The following is a 23,288-nucleotide window of genomic DNA, read 5'->3' as shown; positions in this document are numbered from 1 at the left end:
CATATCACCGAGGAGTACACATGCCCAGGTTGGACGGGAAGGTCGCCCTGATCACCGGCGCCGCGCGCGGACAGGGCCGCTCACACGCACTACGCCTGGCCGAGGAGGGCGCCGACATCATCGCGCTCGACATCTGCCGACAGATCGACACCGTGCCCTATCCGATGGCCGACTCCGACGACCTGGTGACCACCGTCGACCTGGTCAGGAGCCGGGGCAGGAGAATCTTCGCCGCAGAGGCCGACGTCCGCGATCTGTCCGCCCTGGAAGCCGCGGTCGATCATGGAGTGTCCGAGCTGGGACGCCTCGACATCGTCGTCGCGAACGCCGGCACCCTCAACGACACCGCACCGCTGTGGGAACTCTCCGAACAGCAGTTCCAGGATCAGCTCGACGTCAATCTGACCGGGGTGTGGAAGACCATCAAGGCCACCGTGCCCACGCTGCTGCGTCAGAACGAGGGTGGCGCCGTGATCCTGATCAGCTCCATCTCCGGGCTGACCGTCGAGCTCAATGTCGGTCACTACGCGGCCTCCAAACACGGTGTCAATGGCCTGATGCGCACGCTCTCAGGCGAACTGGCGCCCTACGGCATCCGGGTGAACTCGATCAACCCGACCAACGTGAACACCTCGATGATCAACAACCCGCGCTATAACCGGCTGTTCGCCGGCGGCAAAGACGGTGCCACGCAGGAGGATGCGCTGCCCGCATTGACCGCCATGCATGCGCTCCCGGTACCGTTCCTGGACCCGATCGACGTGAGCAATGCAGTCGTGTACCTGGCCGGCGAGGACGGCCGTTACATCACCGGTACGGCCCACACGATCGATGCCGGTGCCTTGAACCCGTTCAAGGCACCGCATCTGCTCATGGACACCGCGGTCCGGTGATCAGGCCGGGGTCGGCGCGTCTTCGCGGATGAGCTGCGCCGACCGCAGATCTTCCCAGAATGCCTGCGGGACATCGGATTCGAACAGTTCCACATTACGTTGCTGCTGATCTGCGTTGCGGGCGCCGATGCAGATACTCGCCACAACCGGATGCGCGGCTGCGAACTGCAGTGCCGCCGCGGGCAACGAGACATCGTGGCGACGGCAGATCTCGTCGATCCGCGCCACCTTCTCCACAACGTCCCGCGGTGCGGGACCGTAGTTGAAGCGGGCGCCGTCGATCGGGCCGGTCGCCAGTACGCCACTGTTGTACACGCCGCCGAGTACCAACCCGATGCCGCGCTCCTCGCAGATGGGCAACAGCGCGTCGAGCGGGTCCTGTTCGAGCAGCGTGTATCGGCCCGCAAGCAGGCACAGATCGGAATCAGTCGCTTTGACGGCCTCCGTCATGACGTCCGTTTCATTCACGCCGAACCCGATCGCCTTCACCACCCCCTGATCGCGCAACGACTCCAGGCCCGGGAACGCGCTGACGATCGCCTGGCGGAAATGGTCGGGTTGCGCCGCGCCGTGGGTGTAGCGGTCACAGTCGTGGATGAACAGAACGTCGAACCGGTCGGTCAGCATGCGCTGCATGCTCTGCTCGACCGCCCGCATAACACCGTCGTAGCTGTAGTCGAAGTCTGCGACGAACGGTGGGATGCCCTGATACTGACCGTTGTCGGCGGGTGCTCCCATCGTCGGAGTCAACACCCGGCCGACTTTGGTCGACAACACCATCTCGGTGCGGTCATATTTCCGCAACGCATGGCCGAGCCGGTATTCGCTGAGGCCGTTGCCGTACCCCGGAGCCGTGTCGAAGTGGCGGACGCCCTGCTGCCAAGCCTGAGACACCATGTCGTAAGCGGCTTCGTCGGTAAAACGGCCGTTGAAGTTCCCAATCGGGGCGCCGCCGTACCCCATGGCGGTGAACACCAGCCCGGTCCGCTCGTGCAGTCTGACATCAGACACCTTCATAATCTGCGCATCGCCCTTCTGATCATCGAAAAACGTTCTCCTGCACGTTTTTTGACGACGTTAGTGCCAGTACGGCTCCCTGAAGTGACACAGTTCGGGCAGTATCGCGTGCTCGCGCTGCACGTTCTGAGCAATTACTTCGCGACCAACGGCCGGGTGTAGCGCTCCCCGGGGCGCCACCGACGCCCTGACCAGCACCGCAAGGGCCGCAATTTCCTGACCGGTCAATTTCGCGCGATCGACCCCATAATGGCAGGTGACATGAATTCACCAGCCCATGCGCGGAAACACCGCGGGCGCCGAGGGCGGCGCCCGCGCGTGCGAACCGCATCGCGAGCCGCGGCCGGCCTGGCCGCGGTCGTTGCGCTGGTCGTCACCGGAACCGGCTGGATGACCTACCGCGGCGCGCTGGACGGCATCACAACCTCCAACGCCCTCGACGGTGACCCCGGCTCGACCGGGGACACCGAGAACATCCTGATCATGGGGATCGACAGCAGGCTCGATCAGTACGGCAACCCGCTGCCGCAGGACATCTACGACGCGATGCATGCCGGCGACGAGTCAGCGGGTGACTACACGGCCGACGTGCTGATCGTGGTTCACCTACCCGGTGATGGCAGCCCCGCGACCGCGTTCTCCATTCCGCGCGACGACTACGTCGACCTGGCCGGCTGTCCGAACGACATCTGTGAGGGCAAGGTCAAGCAGGCCTACGGCTATGCGTACGACGCCGCGATGAATTCGTCGGATTCCTCGGAAGACGCACCTCAACCGACCGAGCAGGAAGCCCGAGAGGCCGGGCGGAAGGCCCAGATCGCCACGGTGCGAAATCTTCTCGAGATTCCGATCGACCACTTCGTCGAGATCACCCTCGGCGCATTCTTCGAGATCGCCAAGGCGGTCGCGCCGATCACGGTGTGTCTCAACGAGGAGACGTCAGATCCCTACTCCGGAGCGAACTTTCACAAAGGCGAGCAGCAGATCGACGCCGCACAGGCCATGGCGTTCGTGCGGCAGCGCCGCGATGTGAACGACGCGAGCTTCACCGACCTGGACCGCACCCGCCGACAGCAGGCCTTCATCGCCGCACTGGTATCGGCGCTCAGCAAGAACGGCGCGCTGAGCAGCCCGACGACGCTGCGTGACCTCTTGGACGTCACCAAGCAGAACGTGGCGCTGGACGCCGACTTCGACCTGGCGAGCTTCGCCAAGCGGGCCTCGGACCTGACCGAGGAGCCGCCTACGCTCTACACCCTGCCGATCGTGGAGTTCACCCAGAACGAGTATGGCGAGGACATCAACATCATCGACGTCCCGACCGTGCGCAAGATCGTGCACGACCTGGTGTCCGAGACGGACCCCGCCGCGTCATCCGCGTCGTCCATCCCGACCACTCCGGCCCTCGACGGCCAAGGCGCGATCCTCGACGTCGTCAACGCCTCCACCTATATCGGGTTGGCCGCGAAACTCGAAACAATCTTCGGCGCAAGCGGTTTCACGCAAGGCCAGATCGGAGACGCCGAGGCGCTGGCCGCCACCACCACGATCGCCTACGGACCGGGCGCCGAGGCCGCGGCCCAAGCGCTGGCCACCGAACTCGACGTGACGGCCATGCCGTCGCAACAGATACTCGCCGATACGGTGCAGCTGACGATCGGCACCGATTTTCCCGGCGACGACTATCTCAACATGAGCCTTGCCGACGAGACCGCCGATTCCACGAGCACAACCGAATCCAGCACGACTCCCAGCACACCGGTCACCACTGTCGCCGCCACGGCCAGCGGCACATACACCCCCGCACCCACCGACCTCAGTCAGATGACCGTATCCGGGGTGCCGTGCGTCAAGTGACGACTACAGCGTCACCGTCACCTGCGTCCCATATCCGGTCTCTGAGCTGATGGTCATGGCCCCGCCCATCGCCTCGACGCGGACCTGCAGCGAGGCCAGGCCGATGTGCCCGTCCGCGACCGCCTGGGCCACCGTGTTCGGATCGAATCCGGCACCGTCATCGGTCACGGTCAACACCGTTCGGTCGCCGGTCCGGCGCAGGCCGACCGAAACCGTGCTCGCGCGAGCGTGCTTGTTCACGTTGGCCAGCAGTTCGCGCGCCGCGCGGTAGAGCAGCGCCTGGCCGTCCGGATGCCCGACTTCGCCGAGGTCGGCACGCACGGTGAGATCGCCGCGGTTCTCGTACTGCCGCAACAACTCCCGCACCGCAGCCGTGAGACCGAGTTGCGCGAGCACCTGGGGGTGCAGTGCGGTCACGGTGGACCGGAGCCCGCTCGCCGTCTCCTGCAGTGCCGCGTGCACCATGTCCAGCGCCGGATCGGGGTTGCGTTCGCGTATCTCGTCGAGTTCGAGCCGCGCTGCGAGCAGGGTCTGCAGCGGCCCGTCATGCAGGTGCTCGGCGAGTTCGGCGTTGCGGAGATCGTCGGCTCGCGTCGACTCCGACACCAGCCGGCGACGCACGTCGAGCAGTGCGCGCACCCGTGCCGAACGGCGGGCCAGCACAAGCGACAACGCGGTGGTGGCCACCGCGAGCCACACCAGGAAACCGACCTGCATGTACACGACGTTCGGCAGGCCGACGTTGTCGTCGCGTTTCGAATAGAAGATCCACACCGCCAGATATGCCGCCGCGGTGGTGGTTCCCAGAATCGCGGTCAAGACCGGGCGATCCTGGAACGCAACCGAGATCGGCAGCAGGAAGAACACCGGCAGCAGTGCGGCCGTCGCGCCCCCGGACACCGCGCACAGTGCCACCAGAACCAGGACGTCGACCCCGGTGGACGCCCACTCGGCCCATGGCGGCATCGGCCCGCGCAACACCACCACCAACCACAGCACCGCGGCGGCCGCATAGAGACCCAAGATGACCGCGTAGAGGACCGGCAGCCAGTGGTCGACCTCCCACACCGAGACCAGCACCATGATCAAGCCGATCAGCGGCAACCGCAGTACCGCAGAGACCCGGACTGGTTGCGCGGCAAAGAATTCGACGCCGGACGCCATGTCAGTCCAGGAGCCGGCGGCGCATGGCCTCGGCGACCGCCGCGCCGCGATCGCTGACGCCCAGTTTCTCGTACAGCCGCTGCACGTGGGTTTTCACCGTCGACGGTGCCAGGTACAGCTCCTTGGCCATCGCCGGGATGCTGCGGCCTTTGGCGATCAGATCGAGTACCTCACGTTCCCGCGGGCTGAGCGCAGGAGCGTCGGGTTCGTTGCGGCGACGGATCTCACCGGCCAACCCGGCGGCCAGGTTGGGGTCGATGACGTCACGGCCCTTCGCGCACGACAGCACCGCGTTGACGAGCTCACTGCGCGTGGACTCCTTCGACAGGAACCCGGCCGCCCCCTGCTGCAGTGCGGTGTAGACGATCGCCGACTCGTCGTGCGCCGACACCAGCAGAACCCGGGTGGGCAGCTCGTCACGCGTCACGGCAGCCGCAACCTGCGCACCGTCCAGCTGCGGCATCCGGTAGTCCAGCAGAGCCACCTGCGGCCGATGAGTCTTGATGAGTTCCAGTGCGTCGGCGCCGTTGTCGGCCTCGGCCACCACCTCGATCTCGCCGCTCGAGGCCAGGGCGCGGACCACGCCCTCACGGAACATCGGGTGGTCGTCGCCCACCACGACCCGCACCTTCTCGGCCATGCGGCACAGCATCGCACAGCAATGCGTATGGGTTTCCCCGATTGGTGAGCTGTCACAAACTCCCTCGACACGCCGAGCGAAAGGGCAAGTTTGTGCCTGCCCGGCAGGGAAAGTCACCACCATGCACACAGACGAGCTGAGCTGGTTCGTCGTTCTCGCCGAAACCGAGCACGTCACCGACGCCGCGACCGAACTCGGCATCAGCCAGCCGACCTTGTCGCGGGCGCTGGCACGTATCGAGGAGCAGGTGGGCGTCCCGCTGTTCGACCGGGTGAACCGGCGGCTGCGGCTCAACGGATATGGCGAGATCCTGCTCGAGCATGCCCGGCGTTCGATCGCCGAAATGCGTTCGGCCACTAAGCGGATCGCAGCATTACGCGACCCGGACAGCGGCACCGTGCGGTTGGCGTTCCTTCATTCGCAAGCCAGTTGGTTCGTCCCGGATCTGCTGCGAAGGTTCCGTGCGGAGGCGCCACGGGTGCAGTTCGGACTGGTTCAGGGTGCCGCGCACGAGATCGTCGAGCGACTGGCCGGCGGCCAGGCCGATCTGGCGATCACCTCACCGCGCCCCGAGGGTTATCGCTGGCGCGGCCTGTACATGGAACGACTGTGCCTCGCGGTACCGCGCGGCCATCGCCTGGCGTCGCGGACCCGCGTCAAGCTGGCCGATGCCGGCAACGAACCGTTCGTCGCGCTGGCACCCGGCTTCGGGCTTCGCCAGCTCACCGACGAACTGTGTGCCGAGGCCGATATCGACCCCGACGTGGTGTTCGAAGCCATGGAGATCCCCACCATGGAGGGTCTCGTCGCAGCGGGCTTCGGGGTGGCCGTCGTGCCGGTGCCCCGCCCCGAGCGGGCCGAGCCCGGGGCCGTCTACCTGCCGCTTTCCCAGGCCTCGGCCAAACGTCAACTCGGCCTGGCCTGGTCTGCCGACCGGTCACTGCCGCCTGCGGCCGAGCGGTTCGCGGACTTTGTCATACGCACTACGCATGATGTTGAGTAACTCAATGCATTGGACACATTGACAGGCACTGCCTAGCCTCGTTTCAGTGACTGCCCCACCGACCACTGTTGTCTGGCAAGGGCATCCGCGCGGCTCCAGCGACTACCGGCGCCTGCTCGCCGCCCTGTTCTGCGCCGGAGTCGCGACGTTCGCCCAGCTGTATTCGCCGCAGGCCGTGCTGCCGCTGATCGCCCGGGACCTCGGCACCGGAGCCGCCGACACCGCCCTGGCCGTATCGACGGCGACCATCGGTCTCGCCGTCGGCGTCATCCCGTGGGCCGCACTTGCCGACCGCATTGGGCGCGTGCAGGTGATGACGATATCCGTCGCGGCGGCAACGGTTCTCGGGCTTCTCGTGCCGTTCTCGCCGAGCTACCAGCTGCTGTTGTGCGGCCGCTTCCTCGAGGGCCTCGTGCTCGCCGGGGTCCCGGCGGTCGCGGTCGCCTACCTCACCGAGGAGATCAACGCCGGGCATGCCGCCCGCGCCGCGGGAACCTACGTCGCAGGCACGACGATCGGCGGTTTGGCGGGCCGGCTCGTCACCGGACCCGTGGCGGAATACGCCGGCTGGCGCGTCGGCGTCCTGATCGTGGCGGTGCTGTGCGGGCTGGCCGCGCTGGCGTTCGTCAAACTCGCGCCGCCGGCACAGGGCTTCACCCCGACGCGCAACCAACGCGACCTCGGCAGACGATTGCTGGTCAACCTGCGCTCGCCCCGCCAACTGGTGCTGTTCAGTCAGGCTTTCCTGCTGATGGGCGGCTTTGTCGCGATCTACAACTTCCTCGGTTTCCGGCTCATGGCGGCGCCGTTCCACCTCCCACAGACCGTGGTGAGCCTGGTGTTCCTGGCCTATCTGGCCGGCACCTGGGCGTCCGCGCGGGCCGGCGCGGAGGCCACCCGGTTCGGGCGCCGGACCGTCATGGTGGCCTCGATCGTCACGATGATCGCCGGTGTCGCGATCACGCTGAGCAACAACATCGTCGCCGTGCTGGTGGGACTCGTGGTCGCGACCGCCGGTTTCTTCGGCGCCCACGCGATCGCCTCTGGTTGGGTCGGCGTGGCGGCCGGCAACAGCAAGGCCCAGGCGTCATCGCTGTACAACCTCTTCTATTACGGCGGCTCCAGTGCCGTGGGCTGGTTCGGCGGCCTCGCGTTCGATGCCGCGGGCTGGCCCGCGGTCGCAGGCACCGTGATGGGTCTGGCCGCGCTGGCCGGGATATTGGCGCTCACCCTGCGGCGCTGACCCCCTTTGACGCGTGTCATATCGTGACGGGCATGGACTTCGCGATGTCGGCCAAAGCGGCTGATTACCACAAGCGGCTCACCGACTTCATGACCGAACACGTGTTCCCGGCCGAGGCGTCCTACCACGCCTATCGCGAGGAGAAAGGCCCCAAGGACCACACGGTCCCCCCGATCGTCGAGGAGCTCAAGGCCAAAGCCCGCGAGCTGGGGCTGTGGAACCTGTTCCTGCCATCGGAATCGGGTCTGACCAACCTGGAGTACTCGCCGCTGGCCGAGATCTCGGGGTGGAGCCTGGAGATCGCTCCCGAGGTGCTCAACTGCGCCGCACCCGACACCGGCAACATGGAGACGCTGCACCTGTTCGCGACCGAGGCCCAACGCAAGCAGTGGCTTGAGCCGCTGCTTGCCGGTGAGATCCGCAGCGCCTTCGCGATGACCGAGCCCGCCGTCGCGTCCTCGGACGCGCGCAACATCGAGACGACGATGCTGCGCGACGGTGCCGACTACGTCATCAACGGCCGCAAGTGGTGGATCACCGGTGCCGCCGATCCGCGTTGCAAGCTCCTGATCGTCATGGGCCGCACCAATCCCGACGCCGCCTCACACCAACAGCAGTCGATGATCCTGGTGCCCGTGGATACCCCCGGTGTGGATATTCAGCGCTCGCTGCCGGTGTTCGGCTGGCAGGACCAGCACGGCCACTGCGAGATCGTGTTCGACAACGTCCGGGTTCCCGCCGAGAACCTGCTGCACGAGGAGGGCAGCGGATTCGCCATCGCGCAGGCGCGGCTGGGCCCGGGCCGCATCCATCACTGCATGCGCGCGCTGGGTGCGGCCGAGCGTGCGCTGGCGTTGATGGTCGACCGCGTGCAGAAGCGCGTCGCGTTCGGCAAGCCGCTTGCCGAGCAGGGTGTGGTGCGGGAATCGATTGCCAAGTCCCGCAACGAGATCGACCAGGCCCGCCTGCTGTGCGAGAAGGCCGCCTGGACCATCGACCAGGAGGGCAACAAAGCCGCGCACGTGCTCGTATCGCAGATCAAGTCGGTGGCCCCGCAGATCGCCTGCAACGTCATCGACCGCGCAATCCAGGTGCACGGCGCGGCAGGCGTCAGCGACGACACGCCGCTCGCCCGGCTCTACAGCTGGCACCGCGCCATGCGCCTGTTCGACGGGCCCGACGAGGTCCACATGCGCACGATCGCACGTGCCGAGTTGGGCCGCGAGAAATCGCCTCTTGCTTCGGCGGTAACGGGATAGTGACCGAAAGCAACGGAGCCTCAGTGCAATTGGGCGGCGCGTGGAATTTCCGCGACGTCGCAGCCGAGACCGGGATCCGGCCCGGGGTGCTCTACCGCTCCAGTGAACTCAGCCGGCTCTCCGATGACGGCCGTGCGGTGTTCCGCCGCCTCGGCATCACCGACGTCGCCGATCTGCGGTCGCATCAGGAGGTGAACCGGCGCGGCCCGGGCCAGGTGCCCGACGGTGTGTCGGTCCACCTGCTGCCGTTCCACCCCGACGACGACTCCAACCAGGACGCACCGCACGAGAGCACCTTTCAGCGCGTGATGTCGGAGTCCCCGGGCGACGAGGACGTCTCCGAGGCGGCTCGGCGCTACATGACCGAGGTGTACGAGGAGTTCCCGACGCTGCCGGGCGCCCACAACGCGGTGCGCCAGGTCATCACCCTGCTGGCCGACGGCAAGCCGGTGATCGCGCACTGCTTTGCGGGCAAGGACCGCACGGGCTTCACGGTCGCGACCGTGCTGGCGACGGTCGGTATCGATCGTGACCGCGTCATCGCCGATTTCCTCCGCAGCAATGACGCGATCCCCGCACTGCGCACCCGCATAATGGATTCGGTGCGCGCACGTGCCGACGATGCGCCCGAGGTGGTCACGTTCGCCGAAGCCCGGCTGACCGACGAAGTGCTCGGCGTGCGGGAGGACTACCTCGCGGCCGCTTGGAGCAAGCTCGACGACGCTTACGGCTCGGTCACGGGGTTCGTCGAAGCGGCCGGGGTCTCTGCCGACGAGATCGAGGCGTTGCGTAAGACGCTGCTCGGCTGACGGGGCGGCGGGTTGGCATGGTGTCCCTGCGCCCGCCCGGACCCAGCCAACGGGGATCCCGGCCATCACGCATCTTCGAGCGCCTCACCCACCTCTTGTGCGATGCGGCTGTGTTCGTTCTGCATCAGTAGGTGCCCGGCCCCGAGCACCAGCGCGACGGGCCATTCGATGATCTCCGTTGCCGCCAGCAAACCCAATGCGCCGTAGTAAGCGAGCTGTTCCGGGCGCGGAACGCTGACCTTGCCCACCACGGGCAGCGTCACGGCGAAGCCCCGGGCCTCACGCACCCGCTGCACCGCTGCGCGGTGGCCGGTTGCTTTCTGTGAGTCTTCGGCCATTCGTTGCCTTTCCGTCATGTCGTTTTCGATTTCTCGACGCTTGACCTTCGCACCGTGTGAGTCGTGAGTGCGGATCCATTGACCGACGTCGTGACGCGCGCATTGGCCATCCCGTTGCGGGAGCTGTATGCGGTGTTGTGGCGTTGCGGCGTCGTCGAGATCGACGACTGAAATCTGGCGACCAACCGCGGCGCCACGGCAGCCGCCGCGGTCGCCACACCTGCTGCCGCGAGCGCGTTCGTCCACCCGACCGGACCGAGCGGCGTGCAACCGAGCAATTGGCTGACACCCGGTGTGCTGATCAACGCACCCAGCAAGAGCAATGAACCCGCCGCGGTGGTGACCACCAACGGGCTGTGGGAGTCGATCAGCGTCTGGGCGAGCTGGGTGGAGACCAGCGCCACGAGCGCGACGGTCGACGCGCGACGCGGCGTCAACGTGAAGCCCGCCAGCAGCCAGGCGCCCGTCGCCGCACCCGCGGTCGTCGCCCCGCGGATCGCGACCGTACGCCACAGCGCGGCCTGATCCGGACCATGCCCGGCACCATCGACCGAGCGGGTCGCCGGACTCACGGCGAGGGCCGCGGCCGGCAGCGCGTCCGTCATCATGTTCACCAACAGCAGTTGGCGGGTGTTGAGCGGTGACCGCCCGGTCAGTGCACTGCCGATGATCGAGAACACCACTTCACCGGCGTTCCCGCCGAGCAGGACCGACACCGCGGCCTGGACCCGCCGCCACAGATGGCGACCCTCGTCGAGCGCGTCGACCAACGCGCCGATCCGTCCGTCGAGCAGTAGGACATCGGCCGAGCTGCGCGCCGGATCGCTGCCGCGCGATGCGACGCCGATGCCGACGGTGGCGGCTCTGATGGCCGCGGCGTCGTTGGCGCCGTCGCCGACCATCGCACACACCTGGCCGGTGCGTTCCAGCGTCTGGACGATCTGGACCTTGTGTTCGGGCGACATCCGGGCGAACACGCGCTTTTCGGCGACCGCACGCTCCTGGCTGCGGCGTGGCATCGCGACCCATTCCTCGCCGCTCATGACCTGATCGGCGGTCACCGGCATGCCCAGCTCTGCCGCGATGGCTTTGGCTGTCACCGGATGGTCGCCCGTGATGAGCCGCACGCCGATGCCCTGGTGCCGCAACGACTTCAGCAACGCTGCCGACTCCGAGCGCGGGGTATCGGACAGCCCCAACAGCCCGACGAGCTCGAGCTCTTCGCGGCACAAGTCGGCGAAGTCGTCGGTTTCGGCGCGGGCGCGCTCGGCCTGCGCCGGCGTCAGCACGCGCCGCGCGACCGCGATGACCCGCAGTCCACTGCGCGCCATCTCGTCGACCTTGCCCGCCATGGCGTCGGCACCGCACGCAGCCAGCACCACCTCGGGCGCACCCTTGATCGAGAGCACCTCGCCGATCACGGAGGCCGAGAACTTACGGCCGGACCGGAACGGCAGGTACGCGACATTGCCGTCGATCGTGCCGAAGTCGAATCTGCCTGCTTCCGCGACCGCGGCGTCGGTCGCGTGCTCATGGTGGTCGCCGTTCTTGGGCGGGGTGGCACGGGCCCCACAGTCGAGCACCTCCTCGCGCGACAACTTGCCCGCCGGTTGCACCTCCGATACCCGCAGCCGGTTCTCGCTGAGGGTGCCGGTCTTGTCGAAGCACACGACGTCGACGCGACCGAGCGCCTCGACTGATCGGGGGCTTCGCACGAGCGCGCCGGCACGGGTCAACCGCCGGGCCGACGCCTGCTGGGCGAGCGTGGCCACGAGCGGCAGCCCTTCGGGCACGGCCGCGACAGCGACTGCCACGCCGCTGGCCACCGCGCTGCGCAACGGCAGCTTGCGCAGGACGCCCAAGCCGCTGACGAGCGCGCCGCCCGCGAGGCTGTAGGGCAGTGCACGGTTGGTCAGCTCGCGAAGCTGGGATTGCAGCCCGACCGCCTGACCTTCGCGGCGTCCGATGTCGGCCGCACGCCGGGCCTGGGTCTGCGCGCCGACCTCGGTCACCACGGCCACCGCGGTGCCGGTCACGAGCGTCGTGGCGGCGTGAATCATGCAGTGCCGCTCGGCAAGAACCGCACCCGGTGTCGCGTCGACCTGTTTGGCCACCGGCAGCGACTCACCGGTGAGCGCCGCCTCGTCGGCTTCGACATCGACCGCCGAGATGATCCGCGCATCGGCAGGCACCACTTCACCCGCGCGCACTTCGATCACATCACCGGGCCGTAACCGCGCGGCCGGAACGTTCTGGTACCCGTCACCGACGACCCGGCGGGCCGGCGGATCCTGAACCGCCAGCAGCCGTCGCAGCAGCCGCTCGGCCCGAACCTGTTGGGTGGCAGCGAGTACGGCGTTTCCGGTCAGCACCGACCCGACGAGAACGGCGTCGACCGGTGAGCCCAGTAATGCGCTCGCGGCGGAGCCGACCGCGAGCACGGGGGTCAAGGGATCCGACAGTTCACCACGCAGCGCGGTGGCGAGTTCGGACACCTGTTGGCGGACAGAGCCGCCGATCCGGCGTACCACCGCCGGTCCGATCGGTGAAACCTCCTGCGGTTGAGCACGTTCCGAAACAGCGAGATGCCGCTGCACCTGATCGGGTGTCATGGCGTGCCAGTCCTCCACCGGGGCCGGCGCAGGAGCCGGATCGAGCAGTACCCCGCGGGCAAGCATGAACCCGGTGGCCAGACCGGCGGCAGCACCGGCCGTCACCGGACCGGGACCCACGCCACGAACACCTGGAATCATCAGCAGCGCACCGAGCAACGAGCCGCTCGTCGCGAGTTCGACGCCACGTTCACTGGCCCGGCGTGCCGCGGGCATCGCGTGCAGGATGCGCCACACGGCCTCCAGGTCGCCCGCGAGAAGATCGGCGTGCCAAGGTGTTCCACCGTGCGGACTGAGCAGTCCGACCCCGAGGTCGGCGGCCCGAAGCGCACGCGCCGAATCCACCGACAGCACGGCCACGGTGCGGTCGTTGCGCTGCAGGGCGTCGACGGCCCCGGCGAGCGCGGCATCGATACCGCCGTCGGGTGGGTACAGATCGTCGAACGACGAACGCAGATCGCCGAGCTCGTCGAGATCCAGGGACACGGCATGCGCACCGGCCCGACGGATCTCGCCGAGCAGACTCTGGGCCAGGGGATCATGCGCGTGACGGACGAGCACCTTGCCGTGAGCCCGGCCATTGCGTGCTGCCCCACCCAAATCCGGTGTGTGCCAGCCCGCCGACAGCGCACCCTCGTCGAGTTTGTCCTGTGCCCACTGCCAGACCGCGGCGCGGTCGCGTTCGGCGACGTCACGGAACTGACCGACTCGCAGTTCGTCCGTCACGAGCACCCGCGGATCGACGACAACGGCGTCGATGCGGTCGAGCATCCGCAACGCGCGCGGCCGGACCGGCAATACATCGAACCGCTCGGCCAGTCCGCGACCGAGCGAGCTCGCGAACGCCTCGCGGGCGTTGCGGCCGGCCTTGGGCGCCGTGACCACCGCGGCAGTCGCCGCGGTGTTGAGGTTGCGGGCGAGCACGCCGGCAGATGCGGCGGCGACAGCTTGTGCCCGCGCGCACTTCTCGGCGTGCCGTTCGACCGCACCGGCGGGCAGTGGATGCGGTCGGGGCGGTGCCGGAATCGTGTCAGCGCACTCGGCCTCGGAGGCCAGCGCGGGTTCGTGAACTTGCCAGGCGTTGGATGCCGCGACGGCTTCTGCAACCTGTGAGAGGTGGCGGACGAATTCGACGGCGACCGCCGCAGGCGACTGCGTGAGGGCGTAGACCGTCGCGGCCGCGATGGCGAGCGTCGCGTCGGCCGCCTGTGGGCCCAGCCGAGATTCGAGCAGCGACCGCACCCGCGGCTGATAGTCGACGAGCGTCACGGCAGCGGTCAGGCCGGCGGGCAGTCGCGGCAGCATCAACGCCCGGCCGGCCGTCGCCACGCAGACGCCCGCACCGTTCGCGGCGGCCGCAATCACCTTTCCGGCCAACGCGATGCCGTCGCCGGGGAGTTCGGCGGCCGAAGCCGCGTGCTCGTCGGAGCCGCACGTTTCGGCGGCAGCGACGATCTCGCTGAGTTGCCGCACATCCGGCGTTTCGGAGGAGTCGTCGAATTCGACCACGATGCGTGACAGCGGATAGTTGAGTTTCGCCGAGCGGATACCGGGTTGCGCGCGGACCGCACGTGCCACGGCAGCGCCGATCTCGCTTCCGTGCTCTGACTGCAGCCCGCGAACCTCGATCCAGCACCGCTCATCCCCGCGCCAATAGCGGCGCCCCGGCCTGCCGCCGACGAATTCGGTGGCCGCCGTGCGCGCGGACTGGAGCGTCTCGAGTGATGTGAGGCGGGTGGCCAATCCAACGGATCCGGACGCCAGGCGCATACCGGTTCCGACTGTCAGCACGACGGGTGTCGCGGCCACCGTCGTGGCCACGGTCGCCGCGCGCTGGATTGCCCGTCCGATGCCGGCGATCACTTAGCGGTGCGCCGGGTTGACGAACCAGCTGAAGCCCGGCGGGCCGATGCCTTCGCAGCCTTGGCCGGCGACGAACGCTTGGAGGGCGATCGTGACGACGTCGACCGTGAGGTTGACCGTGCCGACGCCGACCTGGTTGACGTGCCCGACGATCCTGACGATGCGCTGCCCTCATCGGTGTGCCCGTCGCGCGCACGCTCGTTGAGCTGGTGCACCAGAAGCGCCGCGCCGCCCACCGTGAGCAACACGGGCCATTCGATGAGTCCCGCGGTGCCGACCGCGGCCATCGTGACGGCCGCCGCCGCCGTCGAGTGACTGCCTCGACTCAACCCTTCGCGGATTCCCGTTCCGGTACCTTTGATCCCACCTACGACGCCGTTGATGGCCGCACCTCCGACTGCTCCCGCTGCGGCGGTGGCGACGTCCGCAGTCCGGCCCACGGTTTGAACGACACCTGAGACGATGTTCATGATCGGACTCCTCACGTTCATCCTGTGGTCGATACCCGTTAACGCCGTGATCTACACATGCGTCAACGAATTTCTCGGATGTCGTCAAGAACCGTTGCAGCGCAAAGCTATTCGTCCTCTAGGCGGTCGCCTTCAGGTGCCCGGCCGCGAACGTCACGCGGACCTCGTCGGCCACTTTCATGGCGCCCATCATCATCGAGTACTGCTTGATGCCGAAGTCGGTGTGCGCGACGACGGCCGCGCCGGAAATTCGCCACGAATCCGCGTCATCCTCGACCCGGATGTCCACGGTCTGCTCGCCGGAGCGGCCGTTGAGTTCGAGGGTGCCGATCAGGCGGATGACGTCGGTGTCGCGTTCGATGGCGGTCGACCGGAATCGGGCGTGTGGAAACTTGCCGGTCCGCAGCGACTTAGTCGCGTTGGCACGCACCAGCTTCTTCTCGGCGCCCGACAACGGCGTCACGCCACCTTCGCCGCGGATGACGTCGAGCGATTCGAGGTCGACCGTAACCGCGACCTCGACGGGATCGTCACCCGTCCACTGCACGGTCGCCTGCCACGACCGCATCGCAATCGTCAGCCGATGACCCATGCGTGCCGCGGTCCCGGTGACACCGGTGTGCAGCAGCAATTCACCGTCCGAGGCGTCCAGCGTCCACTGCCCGTTGGCGGTCAATTTGTCGCGAACACCCCCGCAACCCAGGCCATCGTCGCCAACAGTGCTCCGACCAACTCGACACCAACCGACAACGCAACACCCTTGAGCGCGTGCACGGTCGATGCCCAGGCCCGCCGGTAGTCCCGGCGGGCGCCCAACTCGGTCAGATAGACCCCGGCCACGAAGCCGATCACCAATCCGATCACCGGAATCACGAAGAAGCCGACGACGCCGAGCACCGCGCCCACCACGAGACTGAGCGTTCGGACCTCGGCCGCGCGCATCCGCCGCACCGGCCAGAGATATTTGATGACCTCGGCGGCGACGAACAGCACGGTCGCCACACCGAGCGTGATCCACGACGCGGTGTTGTGCTCAACGACGGCCCATACCGCGATCGCGGCGAACACCAGCAGCCCGCCCGGCAGGATGGGCACCACGATGCCGATCAAGCCGATTGCGATCGCCAGCGCGACGAGAACGATCCCTAGCGTGCTCACGGCTTGGCCCCGCGGACCCACTGGATGAACCCATGGGTCTTGGTCCGTACGCCGACCAGGCCGAGATCTTCGAACACATCCCCGAGCTCGTCTTCGGCGAACAGCCGCGCGCCGCCCCTCGACAAGAACCGCAACGCCGCGCCGTGCCCGGCCGTCGGCACCATGACCGCCATGCGCCTGCCCGGCCGCAATACGCGAGCCATCTCCGACAGCGCCGCGACGGGATCGGGAATCAGCTGCAGCACCGCGAGCGAGACGACCGCGTCGAAGCTCTCGTCGCGGAACGGCAGCCGCTGCGCATCGGCCCGCAGAAAGGCGACCTGGCGCCCGGCCTCCGCTTCGACAGCACGTGCCAGCATCGGTTCGGAGATGTCGACGCCCAGGGCCACGCCGTCCAGGCCGGCCGCCCGCGCCAACGCCGCGGTGATGTTGCCTGGCCCGCTGCCGACATCGAGTGCGGTGCCGCCGCTGGGAATGTTCAACCAGTCGATGGGCGGCCGCGATGCCGCCACGATCCGGCGGTTCAGCAACTGGGCTTGGTCATAGAGCATCGAACCGAGTGGCGATGCCCACGCTTTCTGGATGAAACCCGTGTTCTTCGGGGCGTCACTGCCCGTTCCGAGCAGATCGAGATAGCCGTGGCTGAGATCGGGTTCGGCCGGCGGATCGATCAGCAGATCGAGCGCCTTGCGCAAGGCCTGGCTCGAAGCGGTGTCCATGGTTCTACGCTACGCACCGAGCTGGTCGGCGAGGTCGCCAAAATCCGTCGCGACGATGTCGAACTCACCTTGCGCGACCGAATGCGGCGCGCGGCCGGGCCCGAACTCGAGCGGCCGCGCGACATACGCGGTTCCGAGGCCCGCCGCGCGCGCCGCGCGGAGGTCGGAGGGGTGAGCCGCGACCAACGTCAGCTCGTGCGGTGCGACGTCGAGCAGTTCGGCACACCCCAGGTATGCCTCGGGGTCGGGCTTGTAATGCCGGAACAACTCCGCCGAGATCACGCAATCCCATGGCAGTCCCGCATGTTTGGCCATGTTGGTCAGCAGCGACACGTTGCCGTTGGACAGCGTGGTGATGACGAAGCGTTCCTTGAGCCGAGTGAGACCTGCCACCGAGTCCGGCCACGGGTCGAGCCGATGCCAGGCTCGGTTGAGGTGATCGATCTCGCCGTCGGCGATTCGGATGCCCGCGCCGTCGAGCAGGTCGACCAGGATCGCGCGGTGCAGATCGTCGATCCTGGTCCACGGCAGCTCGCCGCGGCGCACGCGGTCCATCGCCGGGGCGTAGCCGGCCCGCCAGCTGTCGGCGAAGGCAGGCCAATCCCGTTGCAGCCCTTGACTTTTACCGAACGTTTCGAGCTCGGCGATGATCGAGGACCGCCAGTCGACGACGGTCCCGAACACGTCGAACGCCAGGGCCTTCATTACGGCTCCAGGACCAGCTTGCCGCGCACCTGCCCGCCGGCCAGGGCGTCGAGCGCGGCCACCCCGTCGGACAGCGGGTAGCGCACGGGCGGCGGGGGCCGAAGCCCGTCGGCCACCAACTTGCCGAGCTGGGCGCCGACGTCGGCCTGTGCGCCGGGCGTGCGGTTGACGAACTCGCCCCAGCCGACGCCGACGACGCTGACGTTGCGCAGCAGCAGCCGGTTCACCTTGACGGTCGGGATGCCTCCGGCGGCGAACCCGATGACCAACAACCGGCCCTCGGTGGCCAAGACACGAACGGCGTCGTCGAACGCCTCGCCGCCGATCGGGTCCACGACCATGTCGACACCGCGGCCGTCGGTGGCATCGAGCACGGCCTGGCGCCAACCGTCGGTCAGCGGCAACACCACGTCGGCACCGAGCCCCGAGACGAACTCCTCGGCGCCCGGCCGGTGCACCATCGCGATGACGCGTGCGCCCAGCGCCTTGGCGAGCTGTATCGAGGCCGTACCGATCCCGCCTGCCGCGCCGAGCACCAGCACGGTCTCGCCCGGCTGCAGCGCGCCACGGCGGGCCAACGCGAACTGCATCGTGTAGTAGTTGCCGAGCAGTGAGGCCGCAGCCCCGTCGTCGAGACCGTCCGGCGTCGGAATCACGCCGGACGGGTTGACCGCGACCTGCTCGGCGTAGCCGCCGAGCATCGTGAACGCCGACACCCGCTGGCCCGGCGTGAAGCCCGACCCCTCGGGCGCCGATCGCACCGTCCCGGCCACTTCCATGCCCGGGATGAACGGCGGTTCCAGCCGCAGCTGGTACTCACCGCGCAACAACAGCAGATCCGGGAAGCAGACGCCGGCGGCGCCGACGTCCACGATCACCGCGTCATGCGACTCGGGTTCGGGGACGTCGGCGTACGCCAGCCCGGCGGTGCCGGTAAGTGCCTGCGCTACAAGCGCTTTCATCCCAGCTTGAAGCTTGCCTGCTGGGCCGCGGACAGGTCGGTGATCTCGCCCCACTTGGCGGCGACATCGTCGACCGACGGCACGCCGTCGGAGAAGGTGACGCCTTCGTTCTGGAACAGTGCCGTGCGCTGAACCTTGCCGCCGCCGACGATGAAGACCGAATCGGTGTCCTGCAGTTCCTCGGTCATCAGGTAGGCGACCACCGGTGCGACGTACTCGGGCGTGAGCTTCTCGAACACCTCGGGAGGCAGGATGTCCTGCGTCATGCGAGTAGCCGCGATCGGGGCGACCGCGTTGGTCTTGATGTTGTACTTGGCGCCTTCCTGGGCCAGCGTGTTGATGAGGCCGACCAGGCCGAGCTTGGCGGCGCCGTAGTTGGCCTGGCCGAAGTTGCCGAACAGACCGCTCGTGGACGTCGCGACGACGACGCGGCCGAAGCTCTGCTCACGGAAGTGCGGCCAGGCCGCGCGGATGACGTTGTAGCCGCCGTACAGATGCACCTTGAGCACGGCGTCCCAGTTCTCGAACGTCATCTTGTGGAACGTGCCGTCGCGCAGGATGCCCGCGTTGCTGACGACGCCGTCGACCTTGCCGAACTCGTCGATCGCGGTCTTGATGATGTTCTCGGCGCCCTCGGGCTCGGCGACGCTGTCGTAGTTGGCGACGGCCCGGCCGCCGGCTTCCTTGATCTCGTTGACCACCTGATCGGCCATGTTGTGGCCGGCGCCGGTGCCGTCGCGGGCGCCGCCGAGATCGTTGACGACGACGCTGGCGCCCTCACGGGCCAACGTCAGGGCATATTCACGTCCGAGACCACCACCGGCTCCGGTGACGACGACGACGCGGTCCTGCACTCCTGGCATGGGATTCCTCTCCTCCGACGGGCCGTAATGGCTGTCACAGCTGCGTGGCTTTCCATCCCTGTATACGGCGGACCCATCGGCGGCGATGCACCGGGTCGGCTCCGTAAGCGACGTCACACGTCACGTGGAATTAACACCGCCCTTCTTAAGTTGAATGAGTCAAGAAAAGAGTACGGAAGGGGACACGAAAATGAAGAAGCTCGGATTCACCGCAATGGTCGCCAGCGGACTGGCAGCAGCAGTGCTCGGCCTCGCCGGACCGGCGTCGGCCGACATCGGCCACCACGACTGGGTGCAGGACACCCAGCAGCGCGCCACCGTCAGCCAGACCGCCCCGGTTTTCGGCAACGGCCGCTGACACGCCATCACCGAACGCAAAAGGGCGCCCCGATCGGGGCGCCCTTTTTGTTGTGGATCAGCGCTTTTCGGCGGTGACGAACGTCGAGAACGCGTTGCGGTCGTGCTCCTGCGTCATCTCGACGAGACGGTCGAGCCTGCTCATCTCGTCCAGCGAGTGCTGCCCTTGCGCCTGCCAGCCGTGAGCGTTGAGCCAGTCCGCGACATCGGCGCGGTCCGGGTCCTCGTAGATGAGTTCCTGAATGTCGAGTGCCGAACCCAGGTTGAACTGGTCGGCGAACTTCTGGAAGCGCTCCCGCATCTCCTCGCGGCGCTCACTGGAGCTGACGCCCGCGGTTTCCGCAGCGATGCGGCTGGCCGGCGCCGACAACTCCGTCACGAGCTCGAACAGCCGATCCTGGGCGTCGGCAGGCAGGTACATCAACAGGCCCTCGGCCAGCCACGCGGTGGGCTTGCTGTCGTCAAAACCCGCGTCCCGCAATGCCTTCGGCCAATCGAACCGCAGGTCCACCGGGACCTCGCGGCGCTGAGCGGCCGGCTGCACCCCATGCTCGGCCAGCGTGGCGGCCTTGTACTCCAGCACCTTCGGCTGGTCGATCTCGTACACCGTGGTGCCCGCGGGCCAGTCCAGCCGGTACGCGCGGGAATCGAGGCCCGACGCCAGGATCACGATCTGGCGGATTCCGGCGTCGACCGCCTTGGCGAAGTAGTCGTCGAAGAAGTGGGTGCGGACCGCCTGATAGTTGCCCATGTGCTCGAAGATCGCCGCGGCCTCCGGGTCGGCGTCCTCGATCTTGCTGGCGAATTCGGCGTCCAGCAACGACTCCCACACACCCGTACCGGCACCGGCGACCAGGATCTTCGCGTACGGATCGTTGATCAGCGCGTCGTCGCGCGCGGTTTCACCGGCACGCGCGGCCGCGACCATGACGGCCGTCGCTCCCACGCTCGTGGCGATGTCCCAGGTGTCGTCATGAGTGCGCAGTGAGCTCATCGCGTTTCTCCGTCCAGTCGAGCGCGCAGCAGCACGCTGTCCATGCCGAGTTCAGCCAGGTCGGCTTCTCGGGCCGGTCGGCCCAGCCGGGCCATCTCGTCAATGCTTGCCACCGCGTCGACCTCCCAGCCGTGTGCGGCCAGCCATTCGGCCGCGTCGGCCCGGTCGGCATCGGCGTACATCAGGGAGTCGACGTCGATGTCGAGATCGAGTTGGGTGCACATGTGCGCGCCACGAGCTCGGCGCTCGGCACGCCGCTCCTCGGTGTAGCGCTCGGGATCGAGATTGAAAGCCTCGACGGCGATCCGGCTTCCGGGTGCACTGTGCGCGCCGACCAATTCGAAGAGCCGGTCCTGGGCATCGGCCGGCAGGTACGGCAGTAGTCCTTCCGCGAGCCAGGCCGTGGGCTGTAGCGGGTCGAACCCGTTCTCGATGAGGGCCGCGGGCCAGTCGTCGCGCAGATCGACGGGAACCGCAACGTAGCGCGACCGGGCGACGGCGCCGTGCGCATCGAGCGTTGCGGTCTTGTACTGCAGCACCTTCGGCTGGTCGATCTCGAACACCGTCGTGCCCGCTGGCCAGTCCAGCCGGTATGCCCGCGAATCGAGGCCGGCGGCCAGAATCACGACCTGCCGGATCCCGGCGTGCGCGACCTCGGCGAAATAATCGTCGAAATAATGCGTCCGCACGGCCTGATAGTTGCGCACCATCTCGTGGATACGACGCGCGTCCTCGTCGTCGCCGATCCAGTATGGGTCGCTGCTCGCGAGCTGGGCCCAGGCCGGGCCCGCCGCCGACACCAGCAGGAACGCGAACTCGTCGCGGATCAGCGGGTCGGGTTGTGCGGTCTCGGCGGCGCGCGACGCCGCGACGCCCAGCGCAGTTGCCCCAACGCTCTCGGTGATGTCCCAGCTGTCCCCGGCAGCCCGTACGGACTGCGCTTCGCTCAGATCAGTCATTTAGTAGCAATGCTACTAAAACTTAGCCAGGCTATTGGGTGGCGTGCGTCACGCCCCCACTCAATCGCGAAGTTGCCAGAGCTTGTTGGCCATGAGCATTTCGAACTTGTCGACGATGATGCCGAGTTCGCCCTGTCTGCCGACATACCCCGCGTAAAACCCCATGCCCCACATCACCGCGACCAGCATTTCGACGATCGCCGGGATGTCGGTGTCGGTATTGAGTTCGCCGCGCTCGATCGCGTCGTTGACGGCCCACTCCACGAACTCACGCGAATTCTTGAGCGCGTCGTGCTCTTCGGACACGAGCTCGGGATGACGCTGCGACTCCAGCACCGAGGTGACCAGGAACGCGGCCGCCGACCGATCCGCCGATTCGGCGTCCATCGCGGCTGCGAAGAATGCCGAGAGCCTGCCGAGAAGTGTGGTGGCTTCCCGCGCTCGGGCGATGCCCGCGGCAATCACGGTCGTATTCGTCTGTTCGACCACCTCGCGGTACAACACGCGTTTGCTACCGAAATAGTGGTTGATCGCAGGCCTGGTGAGATCGGCTCTGATCGCGATCGCCTGGAATGTTGCGGCGTCATAGCCGAGTTCGCTGAACACCTCGCGCGCCGCATGCAATATGCGCTCGCGTGTCTCCGCTGCCTTAGCTGCCGGAGGACGACCCGGTCCTCGGCTCGCAATGTGCGCCACGGTCAAATTGTGCCACACGTCACCTCGGCGCTCGCACAGAGTGTCTATTCGGAGTTTCGCGCGCGGATTTGCCAGCAAATACCCCCGGAAATTGAGGCTTGACCGACGAACTAGGGTGACCTGGATGGCAGGCGTCGTTTCACGGGAGTCGTACTTCGACACCGGTCTGGACGTGTTGTCCGATCTGGGCTACGGCGGCCTGAAACTCGCCGAAGTGTGTAACCGGCTTGGCGTCACAACCGGGTCGTTCTACCACTACTTCCCCAACTGGTCCGCGTACACCAAAGAGCTCATCGCACACTGGCGGCAGGCGCGGACACTGCGGGTTGTGGAGGCCGTGCGCGCCGACCCCGATCCGCACCGGCGCATCGAAACCCTCATCGAGGAGGCGCTCGCGCTGCCGCACGGCGCCGAGGCGGCGATCCGGGTCTGGAGTTCGCTCGACCCGGACGTCTACACCGTTCAGGCCGTCGTCGATCAACTGCGGTTCGACATCATCTACGAGTCGGCGCGCGAGATCATCGGTGACGATCTCAACGCCCGTTATTTCGCGGCATGGGGTGTCTACCTGATCGTCGGTTACGAGCAGAGCACGCTGCCGCGCGACACCGAGGCACTGAAGTGGATTTCGTTCCAGTTGCGCGACGCGCTGGAGTCGGGCCGCTTCACTCCGACACCGGAAACCAGCTAGAGACGCCTACGATCGA

Annotated in this window: 23 protein-coding genes; 9 read left to right on the top strand and 14 right to left on the bottom strand. The window is 67.4% G+C overall.

The annotated features are described in order from the left end of the window. Positions 1-20 precede the first annotated feature (20 nt). Positions 21-893 carry a mycofactocin-coupled SDR family oxidoreductase gene (locus AWC31_RS34400; protein WP_085150080.1) on the top strand — a complete coding sequence of 291 codons (873 nt, stop codon included), beginning with the start codon at positions 21-23 and terminating at the stop codon, positions 891-893. On the opposite strand, the gene AWC31_RS34395 is transcribed toward AWC31_RS34400, so the two are convergent. Continuing rightward, complete coding sequence (locus tag AWC31_RS34395) at positions 894-1,910, bottom strand: aldo/keto reductase (RefSeq protein WP_085150078.1); 1,017 nt, start codon at positions 1,908-1,910, stop codon at positions 894-896. 261 nt (positions 1,911-2,171) lie between these two features. On the opposite strand from AWC31_RS34395, the gene AWC31_RS34390 reads away from it, so the two are divergent. Continuing rightward, complete coding sequence (locus tag AWC31_RS34390; RefSeq protein ID WP_085150292.1) at positions 2,172-3,767, top strand: LCP family protein; 1,596 nt, start codon at positions 2,172-2,174, stop codon at positions 3,765-3,767. A 3-nt stretch (positions 3,768-3,770) separates the two neighbouring features. On the opposite strand, the gene AWC31_RS34385 is transcribed toward AWC31_RS34390, so the two are convergent. Further along, complete coding sequence (locus AWC31_RS34385) at positions 3,771-4,931, bottom strand: sensor histidine kinase (protein ID WP_085150076.1); 1,161 nt, start codon at positions 4,929-4,931, stop codon at positions 3,771-3,773. Between the two features lies 1 nt (position 4,932). Then, the gene (locus AWC31_RS34380) at positions 4,933-5,571 is read right to left on the bottom strand and encodes a response regulator (RefSeq protein ID WP_234817103.1); all 639 of its coding nucleotides are present in this window, start codon (positions 5,569-5,571) and stop codon (positions 4,933-4,935) included. A 121-nt stretch (positions 5,572-5,692) separates the two neighbouring features. Here AWC31_RS34380 and AWC31_RS34375 point away from each other — a divergent pair, with 121 nt between their 5' ends. The 4 genes from AWC31_RS34375 to AWC31_RS34360 are packed head-to-tail and all read left to right on the top strand — an operon-like array spanning position 5,693 to position 9,885. Further along, the gene (locus AWC31_RS34375; RefSeq protein ID WP_085150072.1) at positions 5,693-6,574 is read left to right on the top strand and encodes a LysR family transcriptional regulator; all 882 of its coding nucleotides are present in this window, start codon (positions 5,693-5,695) and stop codon (positions 6,572-6,574) included. Positions 6,575-6,620: 46 nt separating this feature from the next. Continuing rightward, the gene (locus AWC31_RS34370) at positions 6,621-7,817 is read left to right on the top strand and encodes an MFS transporter (protein ID WP_085150070.1); all 1,197 of its coding nucleotides are present in this window, start codon (positions 6,621-6,623) and stop codon (positions 7,815-7,817) included. 32 nt (positions 7,818-7,849) lie between these two features. Further along, on the top strand, positions 7,850-9,076 hold the full coding sequence (locus AWC31_RS34365; RefSeq protein WP_085150068.1) for an acyl-CoA dehydrogenase family protein: 1,227 nt from the start codon (positions 7,850-7,852) through the stop codon (positions 9,074-9,076). Between the two features lie 23 nt (positions 9,077-9,099). Beyond that, positions 9,100-9,885, top strand: coding sequence for a tyrosine-protein phosphatase (locus AWC31_RS34360; protein ID WP_374214035.1), 786 nt, complete (start codon positions 9,100-9,102; stop codon positions 9,883-9,885). 65 nt (positions 9,886-9,950) lie between these two features. Here AWC31_RS34360 and AWC31_RS34355 read toward each other — a convergent pair whose 3' ends face one another. Continuing rightward, positions 9,951-10,223, bottom strand: coding sequence for a hypothetical protein (locus AWC31_RS34355; protein WP_085150064.1), 273 nt, complete (start codon positions 10,221-10,223; stop codon positions 9,951-9,953). A gap of 14 nt (positions 10,224-10,237) precedes the next feature. Continuing rightward, positions 10,238-14,698, bottom strand: a complete 4,461-nt coding sequence (locus AWC31_RS38365) for a cation-translocating P-type ATPase (protein ID WP_234817102.1) — start codon at positions 14,696-14,698, stop codon at positions 10,238-10,240. A gap of 6 nt (positions 14,699-14,704) precedes the next feature. Between AWC31_RS38365 and AWC31_RS37580 the strand changes: the two genes are divergently transcribed. Then, on the top strand, positions 14,705-15,013 hold the full coding sequence (locus AWC31_RS37580; RefSeq protein WP_067849724.1) for a hypothetical protein: 309 nt from the start codon (positions 14,705-14,707) through the stop codon (positions 15,011-15,013). A gap of 273 nt (positions 15,014-15,286) precedes the next feature. Here the strand turns inward: AWC31_RS37580 and AWC31_RS34340 are convergent, their stop codons facing one another. From AWC31_RS34340 to AWC31_RS34315, 6 genes are read right to left on the bottom strand one after another with little or no spacing between them, the layout of a single operon-like run. Continuing rightward, positions 15,287-15,844: a YceI family protein gene (locus AWC31_RS34340; RefSeq protein WP_085150063.1), complete on the bottom strand. Its 558-nt coding sequence runs from the start codon at positions 15,842-15,844 to the stop codon at positions 15,287-15,289. After that, complete coding sequence (locus tag AWC31_RS34335; protein ID WP_085150288.1) at positions 15,841-16,326, bottom strand: DUF456 domain-containing protein; 486 nt, start codon at positions 16,324-16,326, stop codon at positions 15,841-15,843. Before AWC31_RS34335 ends, AWC31_RS34340 begins: the two co-directional genes overlap by 4 nt. Further along, positions 16,323-17,045 (bottom strand): methyltransferase domain-containing protein, encoded by a 723-nt coding sequence (locus tag AWC31_RS34330; RefSeq protein WP_085150061.1) that lies wholly within the window; start codon positions 17,043-17,045, stop codon positions 16,323-16,325. The genes AWC31_RS34335 and AWC31_RS34330 overlap by 4 nt, the downstream gene beginning before the upstream one ends. Before the next feature lie 9 nt (positions 17,046-17,054). Then, positions 17,055-17,750: a haloacid dehalogenase type II gene (locus AWC31_RS34325; protein WP_085150059.1), complete on the bottom strand. Its 696-nt coding sequence runs from the start codon at positions 17,748-17,750 to the stop codon at positions 17,055-17,057. After that, positions 17,750-18,712, bottom strand: a complete 963-nt coding sequence (locus tag AWC31_RS34320) for an NADPH:quinone oxidoreductase family protein (RefSeq protein WP_085150056.1) — start codon at positions 18,710-18,712, stop codon at positions 17,750-17,752. The genes AWC31_RS34325 and AWC31_RS34320 overlap by 1 nt, the downstream gene beginning before the upstream one ends. Next, the gene (locus AWC31_RS34315; RefSeq protein ID WP_067849730.1) at positions 18,709-19,575 is read right to left on the bottom strand and encodes an SDR family oxidoreductase; all 867 of its coding nucleotides are present in this window, start codon (positions 19,573-19,575) and stop codon (positions 18,709-18,711) included. Before AWC31_RS34315 ends, AWC31_RS34320 begins: the two co-directional genes overlap by 4 nt. A 190-nt stretch (positions 19,576-19,765) precedes the next feature. Between AWC31_RS34315 and AWC31_RS37575 the strand changes: the two genes are divergently transcribed. Beyond that, positions 19,766-19,933 carry a hypothetical protein gene (locus tag AWC31_RS37575; protein WP_165766104.1) on the top strand — a complete coding sequence of 56 codons (168 nt, stop codon included), beginning with the start codon at positions 19,766-19,768 and terminating at the stop codon, positions 19,931-19,933. Between the two features lie 57 nt (positions 19,934-19,990). Here the strand turns inward: AWC31_RS37575 and AWC31_RS34310 are convergent, their stop codons facing one another. From AWC31_RS34310 to AWC31_RS34300, 3 genes are read right to left on the bottom strand one after another with little or no spacing between them, the layout of a single operon-like run. Then, positions 19,991-20,926 carry a class I SAM-dependent methyltransferase gene (locus AWC31_RS34310; protein ID WP_085150054.1) on the bottom strand — a complete coding sequence of 312 codons (936 nt, stop codon included), beginning with the start codon at positions 20,924-20,926 and terminating at the stop codon, positions 19,991-19,993. Beyond that, positions 20,923-21,885, bottom strand: coding sequence for a class I SAM-dependent methyltransferase (locus AWC31_RS34305; RefSeq protein ID WP_085150052.1), 963 nt, complete (start codon positions 21,883-21,885; stop codon positions 20,923-20,925). The genes AWC31_RS34310 and AWC31_RS34305 overlap by 4 nt, the downstream gene beginning before the upstream one ends. Before the next feature lie 60 nt (positions 21,886-21,945). Continuing rightward, positions 21,946-22,581: a TetR/AcrR family transcriptional regulator gene (locus AWC31_RS34300; RefSeq protein WP_067850061.1), complete on the bottom strand. Its 636-nt coding sequence runs from the start codon at positions 22,579-22,581 to the stop codon at positions 21,946-21,948. 124 nt (positions 22,582-22,705) lie between these two features. On the opposite strand from AWC31_RS34300, the gene AWC31_RS34295 reads away from it, so the two are divergent. Continuing rightward, on the top strand, positions 22,706-23,272 hold the full coding sequence (locus AWC31_RS34295) for a TetR/AcrR family transcriptional regulator (RefSeq protein ID WP_085150051.1): 567 nt from the start codon (positions 22,706-22,708) through the stop codon (positions 23,270-23,272). Positions 23,273-23,288 lie beyond the last annotated feature (16 nt).

Source organism: Mycolicibacterium wolinskyi, assembly GCF_002101965.1.
GTDB lineage: Bacteria > Actinomycetota > Actinomycetes > Mycobacteriales > Mycobacteriaceae > Mycobacterium > Mycobacterium wolinskyi.
This window is presented reverse-complemented; position numbering and strand designations above follow the sequence as displayed.

Bases quoted from the DNA above. Each gene is read 5' to 3' on its own strand.
- AWC31_RS34325 (WP_085150059.1), bottom strand. From the start codon at position 17,750: ATGAAGGCCCTGGCGTTCGACGTGTTCGGGACCGTCGTCGACTGGCGG.
- AWC31_RS34355 (WP_085150064.1), bottom strand. From the start codon at position 10,223: ATGGCCGAAGACTCACAGAAAGCAACCGGCCACCGCGCAGCGGTGCAG.
- AWC31_RS34305 (WP_085150052.1), bottom strand. From the start codon at position 21,885: ATGACTGATCTGAGCGAAGCGCAGTCCGTACGGGCTGCCGGGGACAGC.
- AWC31_RS34330 (WP_085150061.1), bottom strand. From the start codon at position 17,045: ATGGACACCGCTTCGAGCCAGGCCTTGCGCAAGGCGCTCGATCTGCTG.
- AWC31_RS34315 (WP_067849730.1), bottom strand. From the start codon at position 19,575: ATGCCAGGAGTGCAGGACCGCGTCGTCGTCGTCACCGGAGCCGGTGGT.
- AWC31_RS34380 (WP_234817103.1), bottom strand. From the start codon at position 5,571: ATGGCCGAGAAGGTGCGGGTCGTGGTGGGCGACGACCACCCGATGTTC.
- AWC31_RS34310 (WP_085150054.1), bottom strand. From the start codon at position 20,926: ATGAGCTCACTGCGCACTCATGACGACACCTGGGACATCGCCACGAGC.
- AWC31_RS34365 (WP_085150068.1), top strand. From the start codon at position 7,850: ATGGACTTCGCGATGTCGGCCAAAGCGGCTGATTACCACAAGCGGCTC.
- AWC31_RS34375 (WP_085150072.1), top strand. From the start codon at position 5,693: ATGCACACAGACGAGCTGAGCTGGTTCGTCGTTCTCGCCGAAACCGAG.
- AWC31_RS37575 (WP_165766104.1), top strand. From the start codon at position 19,766: ATGAAGAAGCTCGGATTCACCGCAATGGTCGCCAGCGGACTGGCAGCA.
- AWC31_RS34395 (WP_085150078.1), bottom strand. From the start codon at position 1,910: ATGAAGGTGTCTGATGTCAGACTGCACGAGCGGACCGGGCTGGTGTTC.
- AWC31_RS34400 (WP_085150080.1), top strand. From the start codon at position 21: ATGCCCAGGTTGGACGGGAAGGTCGCCCTGATCACCGGCGCCGCGCGC.
- AWC31_RS34295 (WP_085150051.1), top strand. From the start codon at position 22,706: ATGGCAGGCGTCGTTTCACGGGAGTCGTACTTCGACACCGGTCTGGAC.
- AWC31_RS34390 (WP_085150292.1), top strand. From the start codon at position 2,172: ATGAATTCACCAGCCCATGCGCGGAAACACCGCGGGCGCCGAGGGCGG.
- AWC31_RS34385 (WP_085150076.1), bottom strand. From the start codon at position 4,931: ATGGCGTCCGGCGTCGAATTCTTTGCCGCGCAACCAGTCCGGGTCTCT.
- AWC31_RS34320 (WP_085150056.1), bottom strand. From the start codon at position 18,712: ATGAAAGCGCTTGTAGCGCAGGCACTTACCGGCACCGCCGGGCTGGCG.